The organism is Enterobacter sp. MALB-1 (assembly GCF_041021625.1).
GTDB lineage: Bacteria > Pseudomonadota > Gammaproteobacteria > Enterobacterales > Enterobacteriaceae > Enterobacter > Enterobacter oligotrophicus.
In genome coordinates, this window is the sequence record NZ_JBDPJL010000001.1 from 4,090,390 (window position 1) to 4,111,627 (window position 21,238).

Here is a 21,238-nt window from a genome sequence, read left to right on the forward strand (position 1 = left end):
TCTCATATTAATATAGCCGCGTGATGATTAACTTTTGATGCATTCCGCATGTCTGACCGCGCCGCTACTACCGCTTCTTTAACGCTTGAATCGCTTTACGGCGCGCATCACGGCTGGCTGAAAAGCTGGCTCACCCGCAAGCTGCAATCCGCCTTTGACGCCGACGATATCGCACAGGACACCTTCCTGCGGGTAATGGGTAGCGACGCGCTGGCGACCATCCGCGATCCGCGCTCTTTTCTCTGCACTATCGCTAAACGGGTGATGGTCGATCTCTTCCGCCGTAACGCGCTGGAAAAAGCCTGGCTTGAGATGCTTGCACAACTGCCCGACGCCCTTGCACCTTCACCCGAAGAGCGCGAAAGCCAGCTGGAAACCCTGCAGCTTATCGACACCATGCTGGACGGGCTAAACGGCAAAACGCGCGAGGCGTTTCTGCTTTCGCAACTGGAAGGGCTGACTTACAGCGAGATCGCACTGAAACTCGGTGTTTCCGTCAGCTCCGTGAAAAAATACGTGGCGAAAGCCGTCGAGCACTGCCTGCTGTTTCGTCTGGAGTATGGGTTATGAATCCTTCGTTAACCGATTCCCGCCGTCAGGCGCTGCGTTCAGCTTCCCACTGGTATGCCGTGCTAAGCGGCGAGCGCGTCAGCCCACAACAGGAAGCGCGCTGGCAACAGTGGTATGAACAGGATCAGGATAACCAGTGGGCCTGGCAGCAGGTTGAAAACCTGCGCAACCAGCTTGGCGGTGTGCCTGGCGACGTTGCCAGCCGGGCGCTGCATGATACCCGCCTCACCCGCCGTCACGTGATGAAAGGATTACTGCTGTTGCTCGGCGCTGGCGGAGGCTGGCAACTCTGGCAGTCGGAAACCGGCGAAGGTCTGCGGGCAGATTACCGCACCGCCAAAGGCGCAGTCAGCCGTCAGCAACTGGAAGATGGCTCCCTGCTCACGCTGAATACCCAAAGCGCGGCGGATGTGCGTTTTGATGCGCATCAGCGCACCGTCCGGCTCTGGTACGGTGAAATCGCCATTACTACCGCGAAAGATGCGCAGCAACGCCCCTTCCGCGTCCTGACCCGTCAGGGCCAGCTCACCGCCTTAGGGACAGAATTTACCGTCCGCCAGCAGGATAATTTCACGCAGCTTGACGTGCAGCAGCACGCCGTGGAAGTGCTTCTCGCCAGTGCCCCCGCGCAAAAACGCATCGTGAACGCTGGTGAAAGCCTGCAGTTCAGCGCCTCTGAGTTTGGCCCAGTGAAACCGCTGGATGACGAGAGTACAAGCTGGACGAAGGGCATCCTGAGCTTCAGCGATAAACCGCTGGGTGAGGTGATAGCCACGCTAAGCCGTTACCGCAACGGCGTGCTGCGCTGCGATCCCGCCGTTGCCGGGCTGCGCCTGAGCGGGACGTTCCCCCTGAAAAATACCGATGCGATCCTGAACGTTATCGCGCAAACGCTTCCCGTTAAAATTCAGTCTATTACGCGGTACTGGATAAACATTTCACCGCTGTAAGAAAAATAATTCTCATTTCGATTGTCCTTTTTACCCTTCTCGTTCGACTCATAGCTGAACACAACAAAAATGATGATGGAGAAGGTATGACGCCGTTACGCGTTTTTCGTAAAACAACACCTTTGGTTAACGCCATTCGCCTGAGCCTGCTGCCGCTGGCCGGTCTCTCGTTTTCCGCTTTTGCTGCACAGGTTGATATCGCACCGGGATCGCTCGACAAAGCGCTCAATCAGTATGCCGCACACAGCGGAATTACCCTCTCGGTTGACGCCAGCCTGACGCGCGGCAAGCAGAGCAACGGCCTGCACGGCGATTACGACGTCGAGAGCGGCCTGCAACAGCTGCTGGACGGCAGCGGACTGCAGGTAAAACCGCTGGGAAATAATAGCTGGACGCTGGAGCCCGCGCCCGCGCCAAAAGAAGATGCCCTGACCGTGGTCGGCGACTGGCTGGGCGATGCGCGTGAAAACGACGTATTTGAACATGCTGGCGCGCGCGACGTGATCCGCCGTGAGGATTTCGCCAAAACCGGTGCAACCACCATGCGTGAGGTGCTTAACCGCATCCCTGGCGTCAGCGCGCCGGAAAACAACGGCACCGGCAGCCACGACCTGGCGATGAACTTTGGCATCCGGGGCCTGAACCCGCGCCTCGCCAGCCGCTCGACCGTCCTGATGGACGGCATCCCCGTCCCCTTTGCCCCTTACGGTCAGCCGCAGCTTTCACTGGCTCCCGTTTCGCTCGGCAACATGGATGCCATTGACGTGGTGCGCGGTGGTGGTGCGGTGCGTTACGGACCGCAGAGCGTGGGCGGCGTGGTGAACTTTGTTACCCGCGCCATTCCGCAGGACTTTGGTATCGAGGCGGGTGTGGAAGGTCAGCTCAGCCCAACCTCTTCACAAAACAACCCGAAAGAGACGCACAACCTGATGGTGGGCGGCACAGCGGACAATGGTTTTGGCACCGCGCTGCTCTACTCCGGCACGCGCGGCAGTGACTGGCGCGAGCACAGCGCCACCCGCATCGACGACCTGATGCTGAAAAGCAAATATGCGCCGAATGAGGTGCACACCTTCAACAGCCTGCTGCAATATTACGATGGTGAAGCCGACATGCCCGGCGGCCTGTCCCGCGCGGATTACGACGCCGATCGCTGGCAATCCACCCGCCCGTATGACCGCTTCTGGGGCCGTCGCAAGCTGGCGAGCCTGGGCTACCAGTTCCAGCCGGACAGCCAGCATAAATTCAACATTCAGGGGTTCTACACCCAAACCCTGCGCAGCGGCTACCTGGAGCAAGGCAAACGCATCACCCTCTCGCCGCGTAACTACTGGGTGCGTGGTATTGAGCCACGCTACAGCCAGAGCTTTATGATCGGCCCTTCCGCGCACGAAGTGGGCGTGGGCTATCGCTATGTGAATGAATCAACGCATGAAATGCGTTACTACACCGCCACCAGCAGCGGGCAGTTGCCGTCCGGCTCAAGCCCTTACGACCGCGACACGCGTTCCGGCACCGAGGCGCACGCCTGGTATCTGGATGACAAAATCGACATCGGCAACTGGACCATCACGCCAGGTATGCGTTTCGAACATATCGAGTCATACCAGAACAACGCCATCAAAGGCACGCACGAAGAGGTGAGCTATAACGCACCGCTTCCGGCGTTGAACGTACTCTATCACCTGACTGACAGCTGGAATCTTTATGCAAACACTGAAGGCTCGTTCGGCACCGTACAGTACAGCCAGATTGGCAAGGCTGTGCAAAGCGGCAATGTGGAACCGGAAAAAGCGCGAACCTGGGAACTCGGTACCCGCTACGACGACGGCGCGCTGACGGCGGAAATGGGGCTGTTCCTGATTAACTTTAACAATCAGTACGACTCCAACCAGACCAACGACACCGTCACTGCACGTGGCAAAACGCGCCATACCGGGCTGGAAACGCAGGCACGTTACGACCTGGGTACGCTAACGCCAACGCTTGATAACGTTTCCGTCTACGCCAGCTATGCGTATGTGAACGCGGAAATCCGCGAGAAAGGCGACACCTACGGCAATCAGGTGCCATTCTCCCCGAAACATAAAGGCACGCTGGGCGTGGACTACAAGCCGGGCAACTGGACGTTCAATCTGAACAGTGATTTCCAGTCCAGCCAGTTTGCAGATAACGCCAATACGGTGAAAGAGAGCGCCGACGGCAGTACCGGCCGCATTCCCGGCTTCATGCTCTGGGGCGCACGCGTGGCGTATGACTTTGGCCCGCAGATGGCAGATCTGAACCTGGCGTTCGGTGTGAAAAACATCTTCGACCAGGACTACTTCATCCGCTCTTATGACGACAACAACAAAGGCATCTACGCAGGCCAGCCGCGCACGCTGTATATGCAGGGGTCGTTGAAGTTCTGATGTGTTAACGCCCGGCTTGCCGGGCTTTTAGCTGGAATGTGACTATGTTGGCATTTATCCGTTTTCTTTTTGCAGGCCTGCTGCTGGTGATCGGCCACGCCTTTGCCGCCACGGTTCAGGACGAACACGGCACGTTTACACTCGATAAAACGCCACAACGGATTGTGGTGCTGGAACTCTCGTTCGCCGATGCGCTGGCCGCCGTGGACGTTAGCCCGGTCGGTATTGCCGACGATAACGATGCAAAACGCATCCTGCCCGAAGTGCGTGCGCACCTGAAACCGTGGCAGTCCGTCGGAACGCGCGCGCAGCCGAGCCTGGAAGCCATTGCTGCCCTGAAACCAGACCTGATCATTGCCGACAGCAGTCGCCATGCGGGGATTTACACCGCCTTGCAGCAAATCGCGCCGGTACTGCTGCTTAAGTCCCGCAACGAAACCTACGCTGAAAATTTGCATTCTGCGGCTATCATCGGCGAAGTGGTCGGTAAAAAACGAGAGATGCAGGCGCGTCTGGAACAACATAAAGAGAAGATGGCGCAGTGGGCCAGCCAGCTTCCCAAAGGGACACGCGTGGCCTTTGGCACATCACGCGAACAGCAATTCAACCTGCATACCCAGGAGACCTGGACCGGCAGCGTGCTGGCCTCTCTGGGGCTGAACGTTCCCGCTGCGATGGCGGGCGCGTCCATGCCGTCCATCGGCCTGGAGCAACTGCTGGCGGTCAATCCTGCCTGGCTGCTGGTTGCCCACTATCGCGAAGAGAGCATTGTTAAACGCTGGCAGCAAGATCCGCTCTGGCAGATGTTAACCGCCGCGCAGAAGCAGCAGGTTGCTTCAGTCGACAGTAACGCCTGGGCGCGGATGCGCGGTATTTTTGCCGCAGAGCGTATTGCCGCTGACACGGTAAAAATCTTCCACCATCAGCCGCTTACCGATGTGAAATGACCGCGCTAAAACACCCGGTGCTGCTGTGGGGGCTTCCCGTTGCAGCACTTATTATTATTTTCTGGCTGAGTCTGTTTTGCTACTCGGCCATTCCTGTTTCCGGAGCAGACGCAATCCGCGCCCTGCTGCCTGGACACACGCCAACGCTACCAGAAGCGCTGGTGCAAAACCTTCGTTTGCCGCGAAGCCTGGTCGCCGTTCTGATCGGCGCAAGCCTGGCGCTCGCGGGCACGCTGCTGCAAACCCTGACCCACAACCCAATGGCCTCTCCTTCACTGCTCGGCATTAACAGCGGCGCGGCGCTGGCTATGGCGCTTACCAGCGCGCTGAGCCCGACGCCGGTTGCAGGCTATTCCCTGTCGTTCATCGCGGCATGCGGGGGCGGCGTGAGCTGGCTGCTGGTCATGACCGCAGGAGGCGGGTTTCGTCATACCCAGGACAGAAACAAACTGATCCTCGCGGGTATCGCGCTGTCGGCCTTTTGTATGGCCCTTACCCGCATCACCCTGCTGCTGGCCGAAGATCATGCTTACGGCATCTTTTACTGGCTGGCAGGCGGAGTGTCCCACGCCCGCTGGCAGGATGTCTGGCAGCTCTTGCCGGTGGTGGTCACTGCAGTCCCTGTCGTGTTGCTGCTGGCGAATCAACTGAACCTGCTCAACGTCAGCGACAGCACCGCCCATACGCTGGGAGTGAACCTGCCGAGACTGCGTTTGATCATCAATATGTTAGTGCTGCTTCTGGTTGGCGCGTGCGTCAGTGTGGCAGGTCCGGTGGCGTTTATCGGCCTGCTGGTGCCACATCTGGCGCGCTTCTGGGCAGGCTTCGATCAGCGCAACGTACTGCCGGTGAGCATGCTGCTGGGGGCCACGCTGATGCTGCTGGCAGATGTACTCGCACGCGCGCTGGCCTTCCCCGGCGATCTGCCCGCAGGCGCAGTGCTGGCGCTGATTGGCAGCCCTTGCTTTGTTTGGCTGGTGAGGAAGCGAGGATGAAAATTGCGCTGGTCATTTTCATCACCCTTGCCCTGGCGGGCTGTGCGCTGTTATCACTCCATATGGGGGTGATCCCAGTGCCGTGGCGCGCGCTGCTGACCGACTGGCAGGACGGACGCGAGCATTATTATGTATTGATGGAGTACCGACTGCCGCGCTTGCTGCTGGCACTGTTTGTCGGTGCAGCCCTCGCCGTGGCGGGCGTGCTGGTACAGGGGATTGTGCGTAACCCGCTGGCATCACCGGATATTCTCGGCGTTAACCATGCCGCCAGCCTGGCCTCTGTGGGGGCACTGCTTCTTATGCCATCACTGTCCGTGATGGTGCTGCCGCTGCTGGCCTTTGCGGGCGGTATGGCGGGGTTGATCTTGCTGAAGATGCTGGCAAAGACCCACCAGCCGATGAAGCTGGCGCTCACCGGCGTGGCGCTTTCCGCCTGCTGGGCGAGCCTGACGGATTACCTGATGCTCCTGCACCCGCAGGATGTGAACAGTGCCCTGCTGTGGCTGACGGGTAGCTTATGGGGGCGCGACTGGCACTTTGTGAAGATTGCCGTGCCGTTGCTCATTCTGTTTTTGCCGCTGAGCCTGCGCTTTTGTCGCGATCTCGACCTGCTGGCGCTGGGCGATGCACGGGCAGCCACACTCGGCGTGTCGGTTCAGCGCACCCGGCTCCAGGGGCTGATGCTGGCTGTCGCGATGACAGCAACCGGCGTGGCCGTCTGTGGCCCGATAAGTTTTATTGGTCTCGTCGTGCCGCACATGGTGCGCAGGATCGCCGGCGGGCGTCACCGCTGGCTGATGCCCGTTTCGGCCCTGACGGGCGCGTTGTTGCTGGTCATTGCCGATCTGCTGGCACGAATCATTCATCCGCCGCTGGAGCTTCCGGCAGGCGTGCTGACCGCCATTATCGGCGCACCATGGTTTGTCTGGCTGCTTGTGAGAATGCGATAAATGAGATTACGTACTGAAAATCTGACTGTCAGCTATGGCGCACAAACCGTGCTGGATGGGCTTTCTCTCGCCCTGCCTGCCGGAAAAATCACTGCCCTGCTCGGCCCTAACGGTTGCGGGAAATCGACGCTGTTGAACTGTTTTTCGCGCCTGTTAGCGCCTCAATCCGGCACAGTATGGCTCGATGAAAATCCCATAAAGGGTTTATCAGCACGCCAGCTGGCACGTCGTCTGGCGCTGTTACCGCAGCACCATTTAACCCCCGAAGGGATCACCGTCCGGGAGCTGGTCTCCTACGGTCGCAGCCCGTGGCTGTCGCTCTGGGGGCGGCTCTCCGTTGAAGACAATGCGCGGGTCAACGTGGCAATGCACCAGACTCAGACGCAACATCTTGCCGAACGACGCTTAACCGAGCTTTCCGGCGGTCAGCGCCAGCGTGCCTTCCTGGCGATGGTGCTGGCGCAGGATACGCCCGTTGTGCTACTGGACGAGCCGACAACGTATCTTGATATTAATCACCAGGTTGAGCTGATGCGGTTAATGGGCGAACTGAAAGCGCAGGGGAAAACCGTGGTGGCGGTACTCCACGATCTGAATCAGGCCAGCCGTTACTGCGACCATCTGGTGGTGCTGGCCAACGGGCGCGTGATGGCGCAAGGGACGCCGGAAGCGGTGATGCAACCGGCATTACTGAAAACGGTGTTCAGCGTGGAAGCGGAAATTCATCCTGAGCCGGTGTCGGGTAAGCCGATGTGCGTGGTGGTGTAATCCGTTGCGCCTTGTCCGGCCTGCGGAATCGCATCAAAAAATCCCTTTCTGCCGGACCTTCTGCATTTTTTCCGTCGGTGCATCGACCTTGCTCACTTCCACATTATCGCGCTCTGGCGCTGGCGTGCTGGCGGCGCTCCTGGCGGCAATACGCAGCTGTTGCAGAGCGAGCTGGTGCTGCTCCATCAGTGGCCTGAGCGCTGCCACCTCTTCACGAATTTTCTCAAGCTCTGCCAGCTGTGCTGAAGGTTCCTCGCGTTGCGCCTGGGGCTGAAGTTCACCCAGCAACGTGCCGAGCGAGAGATTTTCGCGCCCAAGCGACTCGGCCACATGGTGGCAAAGCGCAGGCTCCATCAAAAACAGTTGCAGCCCCGCCAGATAGATATCACGGTGAAACGCGCGGATTTCCATGTTGGCGTCATCCACGCTGGATGACTGGTTCACTGACTGGTGCCAATGCTGCAGGTGTTGCATCGCGCGCAAATCCGCGCGCGACTGCTCTGGCGTCAGGTGCAGGGACAGATTTACGCGGCGAATCTGCCCTTTACGCATCCTCGCCCACCTCTGCCATTAACGGTTCTTCGACAACCTGTGCGCCCGACTCAGAATGGTAAAGGCAAATCTCACGCGACAGGGCGCTCTGCGGGCTATCAATCGTCACCACGCGATCGCCGAGCGTTGAATACGCCTGACGAATCGCCTCTTCAATCAGATGCGCACCGCCGCCCACCAGATAGACGCGATTCGGGTTCTTGGCGAACTTCTTCGCTTCATAAGCCACCTGGTCGCCCAGCTCCTGGATCTTGATGGCGATCTTTTCGAGGATCTCGTCGATACGCGATTCATCGTTAATCACGCTCTTCACGAAATCCAGATCGTGGCGGCGCTTGATCAACTCATTCGCCACCAGGTAGCTGGAGTCACTGTCTGCAGCGGCCAGCAGCTTACGCGTCGCATCCGTGACCATCGCCACGCCGATCTCGTTGTTGCCGTAAATGGCCGACACATCGTCAAACTCACCCACCACGATCCCCATATCCAGCGTGGTGCCACCGCAGTCAACCACCAGCGATTTGGTAAATTCGTTTACGTTGGAGTTGAGAAGATGCGACAGCGCGGCTGGCAGGCTCTCCGGCATCACCTGCACATCCACAATGCGGAACAGCTCGCCTTTATTCAGCGTGATTTCACGCATCAGGTTCTTACGCTTCGCTTCAATGCGTTCTTCGTTACGCTGGCAGTCATCCGGGTTGTAGAACTGGGTAATGGGCAGAGTGACGATCACCTCGACATCACAGGGCGTCACGCCGGTTTGCAGCAGCGCGTGGTGTACCGCCAGCAGGTTCAAATCGTCGTACTGGTAGTCGATATGGGTCGTCGACAGCGCCTTATCGGACGTCGCATCGTAGGTGTATTTGGTGGTGCCGATGGTGTAGTTATGCACCGCCTGACCACGCAACAACGCCGCGCTCTTCCAGTCTTTACGGAAGGAGTTTGGCGAGACAACGGTTTTCAACGTACCGTTCTCAATCCAGCTAATTTTTACATTGGTGGAGCCATCATCAATGGCGAATTTTTTACGCATCTGGTTCATGAAAAATATCTCATTCAATCTTAAATAAGGGGCCATCCCTGGCGGCGCATACCTTGAGGGGGTATTCAGCGTCAGGCCGTTACAACACGGCCTCTTCAGTTAATATCCGGCGGGCACCCAGGTAGTGGTCCTGCCAGAAGGCGTCGGAAAGCTGGCTAATACGTATGTTCAGGCCGGTTCGTGGCGCTTCGATAAATTGCCCATCGCCAAGATAAACGCCGACGTGATCGGCTCCCGGACGCTGGTTAATGTTGAAAAAGACCAAATCCCCGCGACGTAAGTTGTCCTGGCGGATATGGCGTAACGTCCGGTCGTGGTACATGCCGTTGGCGGTACGCGGCAACGTGCGGCTTAACACCGGGTTAAACGCGTAAAAGACCAGGCCGCTACAGTCGAATCCTTCTTCTGGCGTTTCTCCGCCCCAGACATACGGTTTACCAATCTGCTGTTGCAGCAGGCGGATAACCTGCTTAAGCGAGGCCTGCAGGCGCGGGCTGATCTTCTCGCCAGGCAGCGGTGCCCAAATCATATCGGTGGATAACGTACCAGGCTGCCAGCGCTTGTGCATCGCCAGCAGCTCGCGGTTTTCCGCGCGTTCAAGGCGGCGCTTTTCACTGTCGCGCCGCTTTTGCTCTGGCGTAACGGGCACCACCGCAAGACGTGAGCGGGATTTTTTCAGCAACGCTTCCCGGTTACGCATCCGGGCCTTCACCGCGTTCTCTTTTTCCGTCGCGGTAACCGTGCCGTTGCGCGGAGCCGCCTGCACAGACGCGCTTACCGCCATCATCAGTGAGGCGGCAAGTACCAGACCTGCGACTTTCTGACTATGTGTAAAGATGAACATCGTAAAACCGTTTATTTCTTCTGCGAGAGTCTGTCGACTATCGGCTTAATGACCTTTTCGCCGTGCTGACCAAAGAACTGATACAGCGATTCGCTGGCCGACTGGGTGAGTACCATGATCTCAATGCGGCGGTTCGATGAGCTCAGCGGATTAGCCGGATCAATCAGCATCTGATCTGCCATCCCGCTCACCTGCAGGACTTTGGTTTGATCCAGGCCAGCATTGGTTAAGACTCTGCGCGCCTGCATCGCACGCTCGCCCGACAGGTTCCAGTTGTTATAGAGATCCTGGTCGCGAAAACGCGTGGCATCCGTATGGCCGGTGATGATGATCTTGTTATCGATCTTATTCAGCGCAGGCGCGAACTCCGTCAACAGACGTTTAAAGAACGGCGTCAGGATCGCGCTGCTGCGCTGGAACATTTCGCGTTTCTGATCGTCAGTGATCAGAATGCGCAACCCTTGCGGCACAATCTCAATTTTCAGGTTTGACTGTGCATCATAGGCTGAGGTGATTTTCATGATGATCCGCGCCAGATCTTCAATTTCACGCTGCGAACGGTGGTTAACGTCTTCCAGGCTCTCGCTGTTTGCCGCCACGGCCGTCAGTTTTGCCGCGTCTTGTTTATCCTGTTGTTTCTTATGTTCGCCACGGTCACGCTTTTCAGTCGCCGCGATTTTCCCCCCCACACCATTGGGCTGGGTAATGGGGGATAATGACTGGCCTTCGAAAATAGATTCGCCATTAAGCTGAGAGACAATCTCTTTACGCTCTTCCTCGCTGACCGAGCCCATGATCCACAGCACCATAAACAGCGCCATCATCGCCAGGGTGAAGTCAGCGAAGGCCACCTTCCACGCGCCGCCATGAAAGGCGTCATGGCTTTTGCGCGAGGAGCGTTTAATGATGGTGGTATGTTCTTTTCCGCGACCGCCACGCATCAGGATTCACCCGTCATCTGGTTTACCCAACCATCAAGCGTGGCAAACGTTGGTTTTGAATCCAGCGGCAACATTTTGCGTCCCGCATCCACCGCCAGCAGCGTCGGCTTTCCGGCAACGTGGTTCACCAGCACAGTACGAACACACTCGATCACCGCCATCTGTTTTTTGGTGCGCTGTTCCATGGCGTTCGCTACCGGGTCCATCAGGCAGTAACAGAAGAAAACGCCGAGGAAAGTGCCGACCAGAGCAGCAGCGACTTTTACCCCAATCACGGCAATGGAACCGTCGATCGACTGCATGGTGATAATGATCCCCAGAACCGCCGCACAGATCCCGAAGCCTGGCATCGCTTCTGCGGTACGCTGCAGCGAGCGGGACGGCTGAAGGAGGTTCTCTTCCATCGCCACCAGCTCCTGCTCCAGGATACCTTCCAGCTCGTGCTCGTTGATTTTGCCCATCGCCATCAGACGGAAGTTATCCGCAATAAAGGTGATGATCGCCTTGTTCTGCAAAATCAGCGGGTATCTCTGAAACAGCGGGCTGCTTTCCGGCACCTCGATATGCTCGTCCAGCACCTTCAGCCCCCCGTCCTGCACCAGTTCGAGCAGTTCGTACAGCAGCATCAGCAGTTGACGCTGGTACTCGTCGGTGTATTCATTTTTACGCATAATGCCGCGAAACTGACGGTACATCTCTGCCAGAACGGGTTTTGGGTTAGCAAGCACCATCGCCCCCATCCCCGCCCCCAGAATGATAATGATCTCACCGGGTTGCCAGAACGAGGCCAGACGCCCGCCAGACATAAGAAAGCCGCCGACAACACAGGCGAAGATGATGAAAATACCGAGAAACTTTTGCATATACCTTTCACTTCTGGAAAAAACACTGGATCTTTTGAGCGATCTTTTTATTGAGCTGGCAGACGCGCGCCTCGGTCAGGTCGAGGACTAACGCAATCTCTTTCAGACTCATTTCCTGCTGGTAATAGAGCGAGAGTATTAATTGCTCACGCTCATCAAGGCTTGCCAGCGCAGCCCTTAACGTACCGCTGGTGACCATTTCATCCTCCAGCGAACGGCTATTCAGCGTACCGTTCAGGGCATCTCCGCCCAGTAAATCATCGAGACTCTCCAGCGTCTTTGCGCAGTCCAGCAGCAGATATTCGTGATACTCCTCAGCAGTGATGGAAAGATGCGTGTTCAGATCTTCAAAGCTCGGCGTTCTGCCAAGCACGCGCGTGATTTCCCGAATCGCATCGTTGATCTTATGGCTTTTCTGGCGCAGCCTGCGGGGACGCCAGTCCAGCTCACGCAGTTCATCCAGCACCGCACCGCGGATACGCTGCGCCGCATATGCACCAAACTGCTCATCGGGATGACCATAACGACGCAGGGACGTCAGCAGACCCATTAACGCGATCTGCTCCATATCTTCTCTGTCCATCACGCTGCTGGTCTGCCAGGCGAGCTGTTTCACCACTCTGTGTACCAGCGGCAAATACGCATTGACGTATTTCGCCTCATCCGCCGGTGTCAGCGAGTCATCCGCAATAAAATCCATCATTTCCATCAACTGCCGTGACTTACTGGAAAACCATTTTGCTGATGATTACGTCCTTGAACGGCATCCGCGTATTCAAACTCTGGAAGCGCTCGGTGTAGGCGCTCATTAACTTGTCGCGCAGCACTTCAACGCTCATTCCGCGAACGGCGTCATAATCCAGTGACGAAAGCATATTGACCGTTGCCCCGCGAATAGCAGGCGATAACTCTTCGGCACGACGAGTATCTGCTGGTGAGTCGGTCGTCAGGGCCAGCTCCAGCAGTAAGTAACGTTCAGAATCGCTGTGGCTTTTTAAGGTCACGACGACGTTTTTGATTTCAACAAACTCCACTACACTCTCCTCCGATGAGGAGAACAGGTCGCTAATGGCGGAGCGCTTATGCTCGTCCTGGCTCAGCAAATGCGTACCCAGAACGGTGAGAACAGCGGCGAAGGTTGCGGCGATAAGGGCAATAACCAGCCCTAAAGAAAATGTCTTAATTGTCATAATGGATTTGCTTAAACCGTAAGTAGAACTGAATCGTCTTTACCTGCAGAGGACAACGTCTCTTCTGCTTCTATCACTGCTCCCGTATCCGGCCCCTCTTTTACAGCATGCTGAGGCGCTCTTTGCCCTTGCTGTTGGCCGGACTGGGAAGAGACCTGTACGTTTACCTGAACAAAGTTTTGTTCCGTCAGACTCTGGCGCAGCTCATTGCTGATTTGCTGAAGCGCGCGATAGGTTTCCCCATTGCTGGCAGTGATATGCACCTGCATGCGCCCATTTTCGATCTGCAGTGAAATATCCACTTTGCCCATCTCCGGTGGGTCAAGGCGGATCGTTGCATGCTGCACCTGGTTCCTGACCTGGAGCTGCAAACGATCGTTTAAAGCACTGTGCAGTTGCTGTGCCCACTTCGCTTCATCCGCATCCAGCCTGACCGGAGGAAGGTTGACCGTCTGTTTATCCATCATGGTGGAAAAGGTCTGGACGGTGGCCGGTTGCCCTGCGGTGGGCAGGAGGGTCACCATCGGTTTAACCGGTTCCAGCGCGGGCGGTGTTACGGCTTCCAGGGCGGCCGCTGACGTAGCATGCAGGGTCAGCGGTTGCGGCATCACCTTCAGCGGCGATATTGCCGGTTGCTGGCCTGCAGAGACGTTTTGCATCTGCAGCGCATCGCCGGTCAGAGGCGCGCTGCTCTGCGTAACACTGAGCGTTTTCGCGGGCATCTGGCTTGCCATTAACAACGCATCCAGCAGCATATTGGGCGAACCGATCACATCCTGCGCCATCGTCATACCGTCGGGACGCTGCGTTTTCTCGTCGTCCTCCTCTTCAGGTTTTACGCCCGCCAGCACCATAGCGCTGTCGCGCGGCTGCTCACCCCCCATCAGGGTATTAATGATGTTAAGCAGCGCATCGTTAAACCCAGGTGCGGCCTGGCTGTCTGTCTCTGAAGCTGGCGTCTGGGTGAGCGTCGCCCCTGACGCGGTGATACCCGGCAATATGCTTGCCGTCTCGGTCGCGTCAGCGGCAACAGGAAGCTGGGTCATGTGCGAAAGCATCAGGTTCATCGCCCAAAATCCTCAACACTGGCAAACTGCGCATACGCCGTCGCCCCCTCCTTATTACGGCGGGCGCGTGCCATCTTCTGCTCCAGCTCGTCGCTTTGCTCCTGGCAGAAACGGCTGACCATGGCATGTGTTTGTCTGAGTTCTTCGAGCGCTTCTCGCTTTTCGGCGCTTAGCGTTTGCCCTTTCAGCGAGGTCAGCAACGCGGCTATCTGAGCATCAACGTCCTGCATTTTTGGCCAGTCGTGCTGACTGGCCGAATGCCTGAGGGAACGCGCCAGATAATGCATAACCTGCATATCATCCATTTTGCTGCCCCATTTTTTCCCAGCCGTCCTGAAGATTACGGAGGACGACCTCCACCTCTTCGACATACGTGACCGAGAGTTTGTGGCTTGCATCGTAAAGCCGATAAACGCAGTAGTCGTAAAGGTTGGCCAGGCTCAATGCCAGCTCGCCGCCCTTTTCAAAATCCAGTGAACTGGTGAGCGCATTCAGAATGTCGATGCATTTATTAATGCTTTGCACCTTGCGGTCATAACGGCGCGCAGCGATATGACTTTTCGCGCGAACCAGTTCGTCCATCAGGCCGTTAAACAGCATTAAAACCAGCTGATGCGGGTTTGCTGCGGCGGCCTGAATAGCCAGATCGGATTGTTGATAATGGCCGTAGCCCTGCTGTTCGTTCCCGTACATAAAAGCGTTGATTTCCTTAAGCTAAACCAAACATACCCATGGTGTTGTTCATCTGCGTCATTGCTTGCTGCAGTTGGGTAAACTGCTTCAGATAGCGGTTATAAGAGCTTTCATAACGCGTGTTCATCGCTTCGGTTTTGGTATCAATGTCGCTCTGCTGGCGATCCAAAACTTCCTGTCGGCCTTTGAGTAAGCCATTGGTCGAGTTCAGATAGCGATCGAGCGATTTATCCATCGCTGTCAGCATCCCCTCTTTGCCATTGAACAGATCGTTCAGCTTCTGAGGATCGGCTTTGATCGCCTCATCCAGTTTTTTGCTGTCGATTTGCAGCTTGCCTTCCCTGTCTGCGGTAATGCCGAAATCGGACATCCGCTTGTCGCCAAACATCTGACGCATCACATCATTCAGTTCGCGATCAAGAGAGGACATCGTGGCATCACCGGCAAACGCGCCGCGTGTGTCGCCATCTCCGCTACCGCTTTTCGTGAGCTTGCTGAGCGTGTCCTGAAGCGTGTTGTAAGCATCCACAAAGGTCTGAAGCTGCTCTTTTGTCCCGGTGCTATCCGTCCCCACTGAAATGGTCAGCGGCTTGTCCTTTTCCGTCACCGCCGTCAGTTCGATGGTCACCCCGTCGATCAGCTTATCCAGCGTGTTAGAACTGTTGGTGAAGGTCATATCACCCATCTTGATGACCGAATCGGCTGCCTTAGAGATCTCCTTCGGATTTGAAAAATCCAGACCGGACGGACTGCTGACCGAAATCGTGTTTTTTGAGCCGCTCTTGTCACTGCTTAACATCAGAGTGACTTCGCCATCGGAACGGATCAGCGAGGCCGTAACCCCAGGGTTATCTTTATCACCGTTAATCGCTTTCGTGAGGTCGCTGAGGCTATCCATATCCGTCAGATCAACGGTGATGGTTTTGGCATCCGCGCCTTCACCGAGCGTGATATCCATCGTGCCGGAGGCATCTTTAATGGACTGGTCGGTCATTTTGTCGAAGCCGATCTGATGGGCGGAAGCCAGCGCAGTGACCTCAATGTTGTAGGTGCCCTTCAGTGCATTCGAGTTTGCGGTAACGTTCGCGATACCTTCACGGCTCATGCTGACGGCATTTTTCAGCATGCCGGCGTCAGTGCTGTTCAGCCCGCTCATCGCCGTGCGGAAATCAGTCAGTGCCGTTTTCAGCGCGTCGAGCGCTTTTTTCTGCGAATCCATCGTCGCGGTTTTTGTCTTAAGCTGGTTTTGCAAAGACATGATGTCGTATGTCGCCAGCTGCTGAGCCAGAGACTGGGGATCAATGCCGCTAAAATCTGCCATATTGTTGTTCTCCGTTCGCACCTGTTGCTAAACCATGACCGTTTGATGCAACCTTCGTGCCAGTTTTTATATCGTTTAAATTCAGTGAGTTAAAAAACAGAAGGAAAGCGACTTTCCCCTGAAGGGAAATAACAGGAAGGGGATTGCCGCAAACAAAAACACCGCCTTACAGCGGTGTTTTAGGACGGTATTAAGGATTAACCCAGCAGGGACATCACCATACCGGACATGCTGTTGGACTGTTTCAGCATGGACATACTGGTTTGCGCCAGCATCTGGTTGCGGGTCATGCTGGACGCTTCAGACGCAAAGTCTGCGTCGCGGATGTTACCCAGCGCCAGGTCGGTGTTGTCTTTCATGTTTGCCAGGTTGGCTGCGGTGTGGCCCAGACGGTTGATGGTCGCACCGAAGCTGGAACGCACAGAACCGACGGAATCCAGCGCGGTATTCAGGTTATCGATCAGCGCTTTCGCATTATCAACGCTGGTCTGGCTGTCATCATCAGCCAGAGTAATCAGACCGGAAGCACCATTCCAGTAAGAGCCCGTTTCGAGTTCACTGAAGCCGCCGCTGGCGTTGTTAACCGCACCAGTCGCACCGTTCAGTTTGTCGCTCATTTTCACAACCAGGCTTTCACCGGAAGTCGTACCAATCTGGAAGTTCAGATCGTTAGCGAACTTGCCAGAAGCACCGAACAGCTTCTCACCTGCATAAGAGGTGTTACCCATGATGTTGCGCAGTTCGTCGTTCAGGGAGTTCAGTTCAGAATCGATCGCTTCACGGTCTTTTTTGGAGTTCGTGTCGTTCGATGCCTGCGTTGCAAGGTCTTTCATGCGGTACATGATGTTGCTGACTTCGTCGAAAGCACCTTCAGCCGTCTGCATCAGCGCAGTTGCGTCAGAGATGTTGCGCTGTGCAACAGCCATACCGTTGGTCTGGCCCTGAAGACGCGTCGCGATTTGCAGACCTGCAGCATCATCCGCCGCGGAGTTAATACGTTTACCCGTGCCCAGACGCTCCATCGCGGTGGACAGCATGCTGTTAGATTTATTCAGCGCATTAACGGAAGCCATGGAAGAGGCGTTAGTAAAAATAGAAAGTGCCATTTTAGAATTCTCCTTTTGAACCTGTCTGTCAGGTTCTTCTCTCTGGTACTCAATTAAAACGGCACAGCCAAATGAAGAATTAAATGGGAAATGAAAAAAAATTCTCTTTTTCTTAAACAAAGAGAGCGAACAAATCTGGCAATAAAGGAATAACAGAGAATACCCTGACTCACTAAATAGAATATAAAGCGACACAATACCCACACAACTTAAGCGTACATAACATTTTCTTACGCTTTTTTTTGTTGACCTGAAAAGAATCGCATTCTCAAAATCATCAAAAAACAAATTCTTTACAAGGACAAACAAATAATTAATAAAAAGATCAACAACCCACTATAGTTAACTTTTAACCATATCCATTAATACGCCTATGGTTTATTTGCTTAATAATTTGTTGCACATCACACTTTTATAGCGTAAAAATGTGCCACGGAAGAGAAACTTCCTAAACACGCCTAAGAAAAGGCTTATACTGCCAGGCGAAAAACCCTAAAATCATAAGGGAATTTTCGTTTTTGACTTCAGCGCAGCGCCTTTTTTGCACATTTCCCGCAGGCAAGCGGCAATTCTCTGTGAATTTTAAACGGAATTAATGATTAATTTACATTAAGCATTTCGCTTAACTTTTAAGCGATGCCTGACGAATGACATTCTTCTGGAGTGGGCACCGACCATCACTTGCCATGAATAAAACATATTATGCGGTAAACAACTGGTTAGTCGATTTACCCTCTGGCTCGATCATTAACCTTGTTTCTGGCGAAAGAAAACGCCTGGGCGAGTATCAATTAAAACTTTTAGATGTCCTGGTCTCAAACGCGGGGAAAATACTGACTCGCGAGGAATTGACGACGCTGGTCTGGGAACGGAGGGTTATTGGGAATAATAGCCTTCCGAATGCGATTCATGCATTGCGAGCCGCGCTGGAAGATGATGGAAAAGCACAGAAAATTATCAAGACCATCCCCAAAAAGGGTTATTTACTCGAACAGGCCTGGTGCCGCTCCGTAGAACGGGAAAGCGAGGATATTGAGCAGACGGAAAATCTGCCCGCCCCGTACACTGATGATGCTGTTATCGAGGAAGGCGACTATTGTCCGGTGCCTGCAGAAATGCTTGTTCCGCCGGAACCGGAGGGGAGCGAGCCACTTCCGGCTCCTGAGGAAGTAACCCGCACGCGCACCTCTCACCCATTCATTGCCCTGGCGATCCTGGTTTTGGTCGTGATTTGCAGTGCTATAGCGGGCTGGGAATATGCCAACTCGCACGGCTCCAGGCTGGTTGCCACCGAGCAAGAGTCCGGGGTTTACAGCAATATCCGCATCTATGAAATTTCGGAGTCGAACCGGCTGGACATGAATAAAGAGGATTTTTACAGCAAGATCAAAGATCCCTTGTACGCCATTAATCAGCAGATCAAATCGCAATCGATCAGCATGACGGTCTATTACCAGAGCATTAACCAGACGCTCAATTATACCTTTGCCTTAAACAGCCGCTGTGACAGCAAACAGCTGGTGATGGCGATTTATCACTGGCGTATCGACCCGGTACAACTGAACAATCTGATATTGCGCGAGACGAGGAGGAAAATCAGTGAGATGGAAACCTGCGCTTAACTGGAAATGGTTGCTGTCATACCTTCTGATTGCCGCCGCCGTGTTTACCGGCGTCCATACTCTACGCACGCCAGTCACCCCGCAGGCAAACGTGGAAGGCTTTCTGCAACTGGGCTTTTACGACCTCCTGTCGCGGCGTAAAGAGATCTACGATTCGCATATGCAGACGGTTAATCATGCCATTCTGACAACCATCACTAACCCTAACGATAACCGTTTTGTGCTGAAAGGTAAGTTTGCAGAAATCGACGAGCAAGACGGCAAACGTTTCTTTTCTTACACGCCAATTTATTACAGTACGGTACAGAAAGGGCTGATGATTGATGGTCTGGTGGATATGCTGATGCATATCGATTTCTGGATGCAGCCGGTCTATATCGGTGATATGCCGTTGGTCGTTGGGCAGAGTGGCGCGATTTTTCTCTATCCTCTGCACAACTAAGACAGGCGGTGTCGTCACCGCCCCTCTGAGTTAACCCAACAGATTTTTCACAGTCGACAGCGACACGTTCCCCTGCGCGGACAGGGCTTGCGACAGCAGGCTATACTGCGTTCCGCTTTTTGCCAGAGCACTGCCGAGCGCGCGCGCGGTGTCCAGCGCTTCGCGAGGCGTATAGGCCGTTGCCATGTCCTGAATACGGGCTGACACCCGCTCCTGATGCTGATGCAATTTGCTGCGTTCACGGGTGATTTGCTCCAGCGTCTGCTGCAATTTTCCGCCAGCACCGCGCTCCCACTGCTGGCTAATCTGGCCGATTTCATCCTCGCGGCTGATCTCGGCGCGCGGAGCCAGGAGCGTAAAGGCATCCGCCGGAAACTGCTTCCCTTCCCCACGCACGCTTAAATGCTGGCTGACGCGCCCCCAGAGAGATTCATCAACCTGGAACATCGCTTTACCTTCACGGCTCAACGTCGCGTGGATACCCAGGCGGCCCAGCCCCACATTCAGGTGGACCAGCGCCTGACGCGGAGTCGCCTGTGCCGGTATCGCAATAGCAGTCAGCTCACGCTTGCTGCCGCCAAGCGCAAATACCAGCGTCTCGCCTGATGTCTGCTCCAGTACGTTTTCCATGCCCGGCAGCGTAAAGCTGACCTTACTGCTTTGCTGCAACGTCACATTGAAATTACGATCGACCGTTCCGCCAGATATCTCACTGCGCTGCTGCAATAACGACGTTACCGACGCGGCGTGCTCGCTCTCGTTCCCTCGCATCGCCTGATGACGCAGCATGAGCAGTTGCGTTTCCGTTTCCGAAAGATAGCTCTCCGCCTTTTGTACTGCAGTCAGTTGCTGATTCAACTGAACGTTGTAGCGTAAAGGACGGCGTGAAAGCAGGGCAGACTCCGGAAATGGCGGCGTTCCTCCAGAGGTAAGAGGCCGTTGCTCCGTGCGTGAGATCGCCGACGCCGCCCCCGGCGTGGTTCTGACGGGAGCGGGCGTCGTGGATAACGAGTTTGTTTTTAAACCGACTTGCATACGTATTACAACATGCTGAAGAGCGAAAGCTGGCTGATCATGCTGTACGCTTTGTTGGTTATCTGTACAGAGTTGGTGTAGAGCTGAAGATTAATGTTGGTTGTCGCCCAGTCGGTATCTGACAGATCGCGAACGACCTGATCGTTCGCCATGCTGACGTCCGTATGCGCATCGTCCAGCATGGTCAGTCGATTCTGACGTCCACCCAGGTCGGTAAATAATGCCGCAACTTTATCGCGTGACTGACCAGACATCGTCAGCATCTCGTCGATATCCTTCTGGTAATCGTTCACCGACAGCGACGGGTCCTGCATTTTGTCGCTGAGGGCTTTGAGCTTGTTTAGCATCTCCAGATCGTCACCGCTGCCGGAAAATGCGCCCACAACGTGGGTATTTTCCGTCACGTTAACACCGTTCGCTACCGTGGTTTCACGCGTGCCGTTGTTGCCCTGGTAAACATATTTCCCCTGCGCCTCATCCCAGACCACCGGTTTGGTGTCCGTTTTCGTACCGGAGAAGAGATAGCCACCGCTTTCGTTCTGCGCGTTTATAGAGGCCACCAGCGAGTCCAGCATGGAGGAGAGTTCGGCACCATAACCCGACATATCTTCCCCGCTGTGCACGCCGCCGTTTGCGGCAGAAAGCAGTTTATCGTTCAGCGCTAACAGCTGATTGCTCATGGCCGTAATGTGCGCTTCCTGGCTGGAGAGCGCCCCGCTCAGCCCGGTAATGTTATTCTGATACTGCTTAATGGCCGATTGCTCGCGGTTAAGCTGCACCAGACGCGTTGCGGCAACCGGATCGTCAGACGGAACGTTGATCCGCTTCTGCGTGGCCATCTGTTCCATCAGTTTGCTGATGCGTGTACCGTTAACGCCAAGCTGCGCCATCATGGCATCGGAATTATAAAGACTACTGATTCGCAT

23 protein-coding genes are annotated in these 21,238 nt (G+C 55.3%); 9 read left to right on the plus strand and 14 right to left on the minus strand.

The annotated features are described in order from the left end of the window. Positions 1-48: 48 nt before the first annotated feature. The 7 genes from fecI to fecE all read left to right on the plus strand — a co-directional run bounded on the left by fecI (position 49) and on the right by fecE (position 7,594). Positions 49-570 (plus strand): ferric citrate uptake sigma factor FecI, encoded by a 522-nt coding sequence (gene fecI / locus ABGB15_RS19620; RefSeq protein WP_215723596.1) that lies wholly within the window; start codon positions 49-51, stop codon positions 568-570. Continuing rightward, positions 567-1,520, plus strand: coding sequence for a ferric citrate uptake sigma factor regulator FecR (gene fecR, locus ABGB15_RS19625; protein WP_215723595.1), 954 nt, complete (start codon positions 567-569; stop codon positions 1,518-1,520). Before fecI ends, fecR begins: the two co-directional genes overlap by 4 nt. Before the next feature lie 86 nt (positions 1,521-1,606). Continuing rightward, complete coding sequence (fecA, locus tag ABGB15_RS19630; RefSeq protein ID WP_020325014.1) at positions 1,607-3,931, plus strand: TonB-dependent Fe(3+) dicitrate receptor FecA; 2,325 nt, start codon at positions 1,607-1,609, stop codon at positions 3,929-3,931. Between the two features lie 44 nt (positions 3,932-3,975). Further along, on the plus strand, positions 3,976-4,878 hold the full coding sequence (gene fecB, locus ABGB15_RS19635) for a Fe(3+) dicitrate ABC transporter substrate-binding protein FecB (protein ID WP_215723594.1): 903 nt from the start codon (positions 3,976-3,978) through the stop codon (positions 4,876-4,878). After that, positions 4,875-5,873 carry an iron-dicitrate ABC transporter permease FecC gene (gene fecC, locus ABGB15_RS19640; RefSeq protein ID WP_215723593.1) on the plus strand — a complete coding sequence of 333 codons (999 nt, stop codon included), beginning with the start codon at positions 4,875-4,877 and terminating at the stop codon, positions 5,871-5,873. Before fecB ends, fecC begins: the two co-directional genes overlap by 4 nt. Further along, on the plus strand, positions 5,870-6,826 hold the full coding sequence (gene fecD, locus ABGB15_RS19645; RefSeq protein WP_215723592.1) for a Fe(3+) dicitrate ABC transporter permease subunit FecD: 957 nt from the start codon (positions 5,870-5,872) through the stop codon (positions 6,824-6,826). Before fecC ends, fecD begins: the two co-directional genes overlap by 4 nt. Further along, the gene (gene fecE, locus ABGB15_RS19650; protein ID WP_152083103.1) at positions 6,827-7,594 is read left to right on the plus strand and encodes a Fe(3+) dicitrate ABC transporter ATP-binding protein FecE; all 768 of its coding nucleotides are present in this window, start codon (positions 6,827-6,829) and stop codon (positions 7,592-7,594) included. A 33-nt stretch (positions 7,595-7,627) separates the two neighbouring features. Here fecE and ABGB15_RS19655 read toward each other — a convergent pair whose 3' ends face one another. From ABGB15_RS19655 to ABGB15_RS19710, 12 genes are all read right to left on the minus strand, one after another. Next, positions 7,628-8,146 (minus strand): hypothetical protein, encoded by a 519-nt coding sequence (locus tag ABGB15_RS19655; protein WP_215723591.1) that lies wholly within the window; start codon positions 8,144-8,146, stop codon positions 7,628-7,630. After that, positions 8,139-9,188, minus strand: coding sequence for a plasmid segregation protein ParM domain-containing protein (gene parM, locus ABGB15_RS19660; protein WP_174779599.1), 1,050 nt, complete (start codon positions 9,186-9,188; stop codon positions 8,139-8,141). The genes ABGB15_RS19655 and parM overlap by 8 nt, the downstream gene beginning before the upstream one ends. Before the next feature lie 79 nt (positions 9,189-9,267). After that, positions 9,268-10,032, minus strand: a complete 765-nt coding sequence (locus ABGB15_RS19665; protein ID WP_152083100.1) for a C40 family peptidase — start codon at positions 10,030-10,032, stop codon at positions 9,268-9,270. Positions 10,033-10,043: 11 nt separating this feature from the next. After that, positions 10,044-10,973 carry a putative lateral flagellar export/assembly protein LafU gene (lafU, locus tag ABGB15_RS19670; protein ID WP_215723590.1) on the minus strand — a complete coding sequence of 310 codons (930 nt, stop codon included), beginning with the start codon at positions 10,971-10,973 and terminating at the stop codon, positions 10,044-10,046. Further along, positions 10,973-11,836 carry a flagellar motor stator protein MotA gene (gene motA / locus ABGB15_RS19675; RefSeq protein WP_152083098.1) on the minus strand — a complete coding sequence of 288 codons (864 nt, stop codon included), beginning with the start codon at positions 11,834-11,836 and terminating at the stop codon, positions 10,973-10,975. Before motA ends, lafU begins: the two co-directional genes overlap by 1 nt. A 7-nt stretch (positions 11,837-11,843) precedes the next feature. Further along, on the minus strand, positions 11,844-12,545 hold the full coding sequence (locus tag ABGB15_RS19680; RefSeq protein ID WP_152083097.1) for a FliA/WhiG family RNA polymerase sigma factor: 702 nt from the start codon (positions 12,543-12,545) through the stop codon (positions 11,844-11,846). A gap of 13 nt (positions 12,546-12,558) precedes the next feature. After that, positions 12,559-13,026 (minus strand): flagellar basal body-associated protein FliL, encoded by a 468-nt coding sequence (gene fliL, locus ABGB15_RS19685; protein ID WP_152083096.1) that lies wholly within the window; start codon positions 13,024-13,026, stop codon positions 12,559-12,561. An 11-nt stretch (positions 13,027-13,037) separates the two neighbouring features. Next, entirely contained in the window at positions 13,038-14,093 is a 1,056-nt protein-coding gene (locus tag ABGB15_RS19690; RefSeq protein WP_174779598.1) for a flagellar hook-length control protein FliK, read from the minus strand. Then, entirely contained in the window at positions 14,090-14,398 is a 309-nt protein-coding gene (gene fliT, locus ABGB15_RS19695; protein ID WP_215723589.1) for a flagellar protein FliT, read from the minus strand. Before fliT ends, ABGB15_RS19690 begins: the two co-directional genes overlap by 4 nt. Then, positions 14,391-14,786 (minus strand): flagellar export chaperone FliS, encoded by a 396-nt coding sequence (gene fliS, locus ABGB15_RS19700; RefSeq protein ID WP_152083094.1) that lies wholly within the window; start codon positions 14,784-14,786, stop codon positions 14,391-14,393. Before fliS ends, fliT begins: the two co-directional genes overlap by 8 nt. Before the next feature lie 16 nt (positions 14,787-14,802). Then, the gene (gene fliD / locus ABGB15_RS19705; RefSeq protein ID WP_313327474.1) at positions 14,803-16,107 is read right to left on the minus strand and encodes a flagellar filament capping protein FliD; all 1,305 of its coding nucleotides are present in this window, start codon (positions 16,105-16,107) and stop codon (positions 14,803-14,805) included. 197 nt (positions 16,108-16,304) lie between these two features. Beyond that, positions 16,305-17,213 (minus strand): flagellin, encoded by a 909-nt coding sequence (locus ABGB15_RS19710; RefSeq protein ID WP_215723587.1) that lies wholly within the window; start codon positions 17,211-17,213, stop codon positions 16,305-16,307. Positions 17,214-17,899: 686 nt separating this feature from the next. Here ABGB15_RS19710 and ABGB15_RS19715 point away from each other — a divergent pair. Further along, complete coding sequence (locus ABGB15_RS19715; protein WP_152084452.1) at positions 17,900-18,835, plus strand: transcriptional regulator; 936 nt, start codon at positions 17,900-17,902, stop codon at positions 18,833-18,835. Continuing rightward, positions 18,813-19,277, plus strand: a complete 465-nt coding sequence (locus tag ABGB15_RS19720) for a hypothetical protein (RefSeq protein WP_215723586.1) — start codon at positions 18,813-18,815, stop codon at positions 19,275-19,277. Before ABGB15_RS19715 ends, ABGB15_RS19720 begins: the two co-directional genes overlap by 23 nt. Before the next feature lie 30 nt (positions 19,278-19,307). Here the strand turns inward: ABGB15_RS19720 and ABGB15_RS19725 are convergent, their stop codons facing one another. Beyond that, positions 19,308-20,312 carry a hypothetical protein gene (locus ABGB15_RS19725; protein ID WP_215723585.1) on the minus strand — a complete coding sequence of 335 codons (1,005 nt, stop codon included), beginning with the start codon at positions 20,310-20,312 and terminating at the stop codon, positions 19,308-19,310. Between the two features lie 5 nt (positions 20,313-20,317). Continuing rightward, positions 20,318-21,238 (minus strand): flagellar hook-associated protein FlgL, encoded by a 921-nt coding sequence (flgL, locus tag ABGB15_RS19730; protein WP_152083089.1) that lies wholly within the window; start codon positions 21,236-21,238, stop codon positions 20,318-20,320.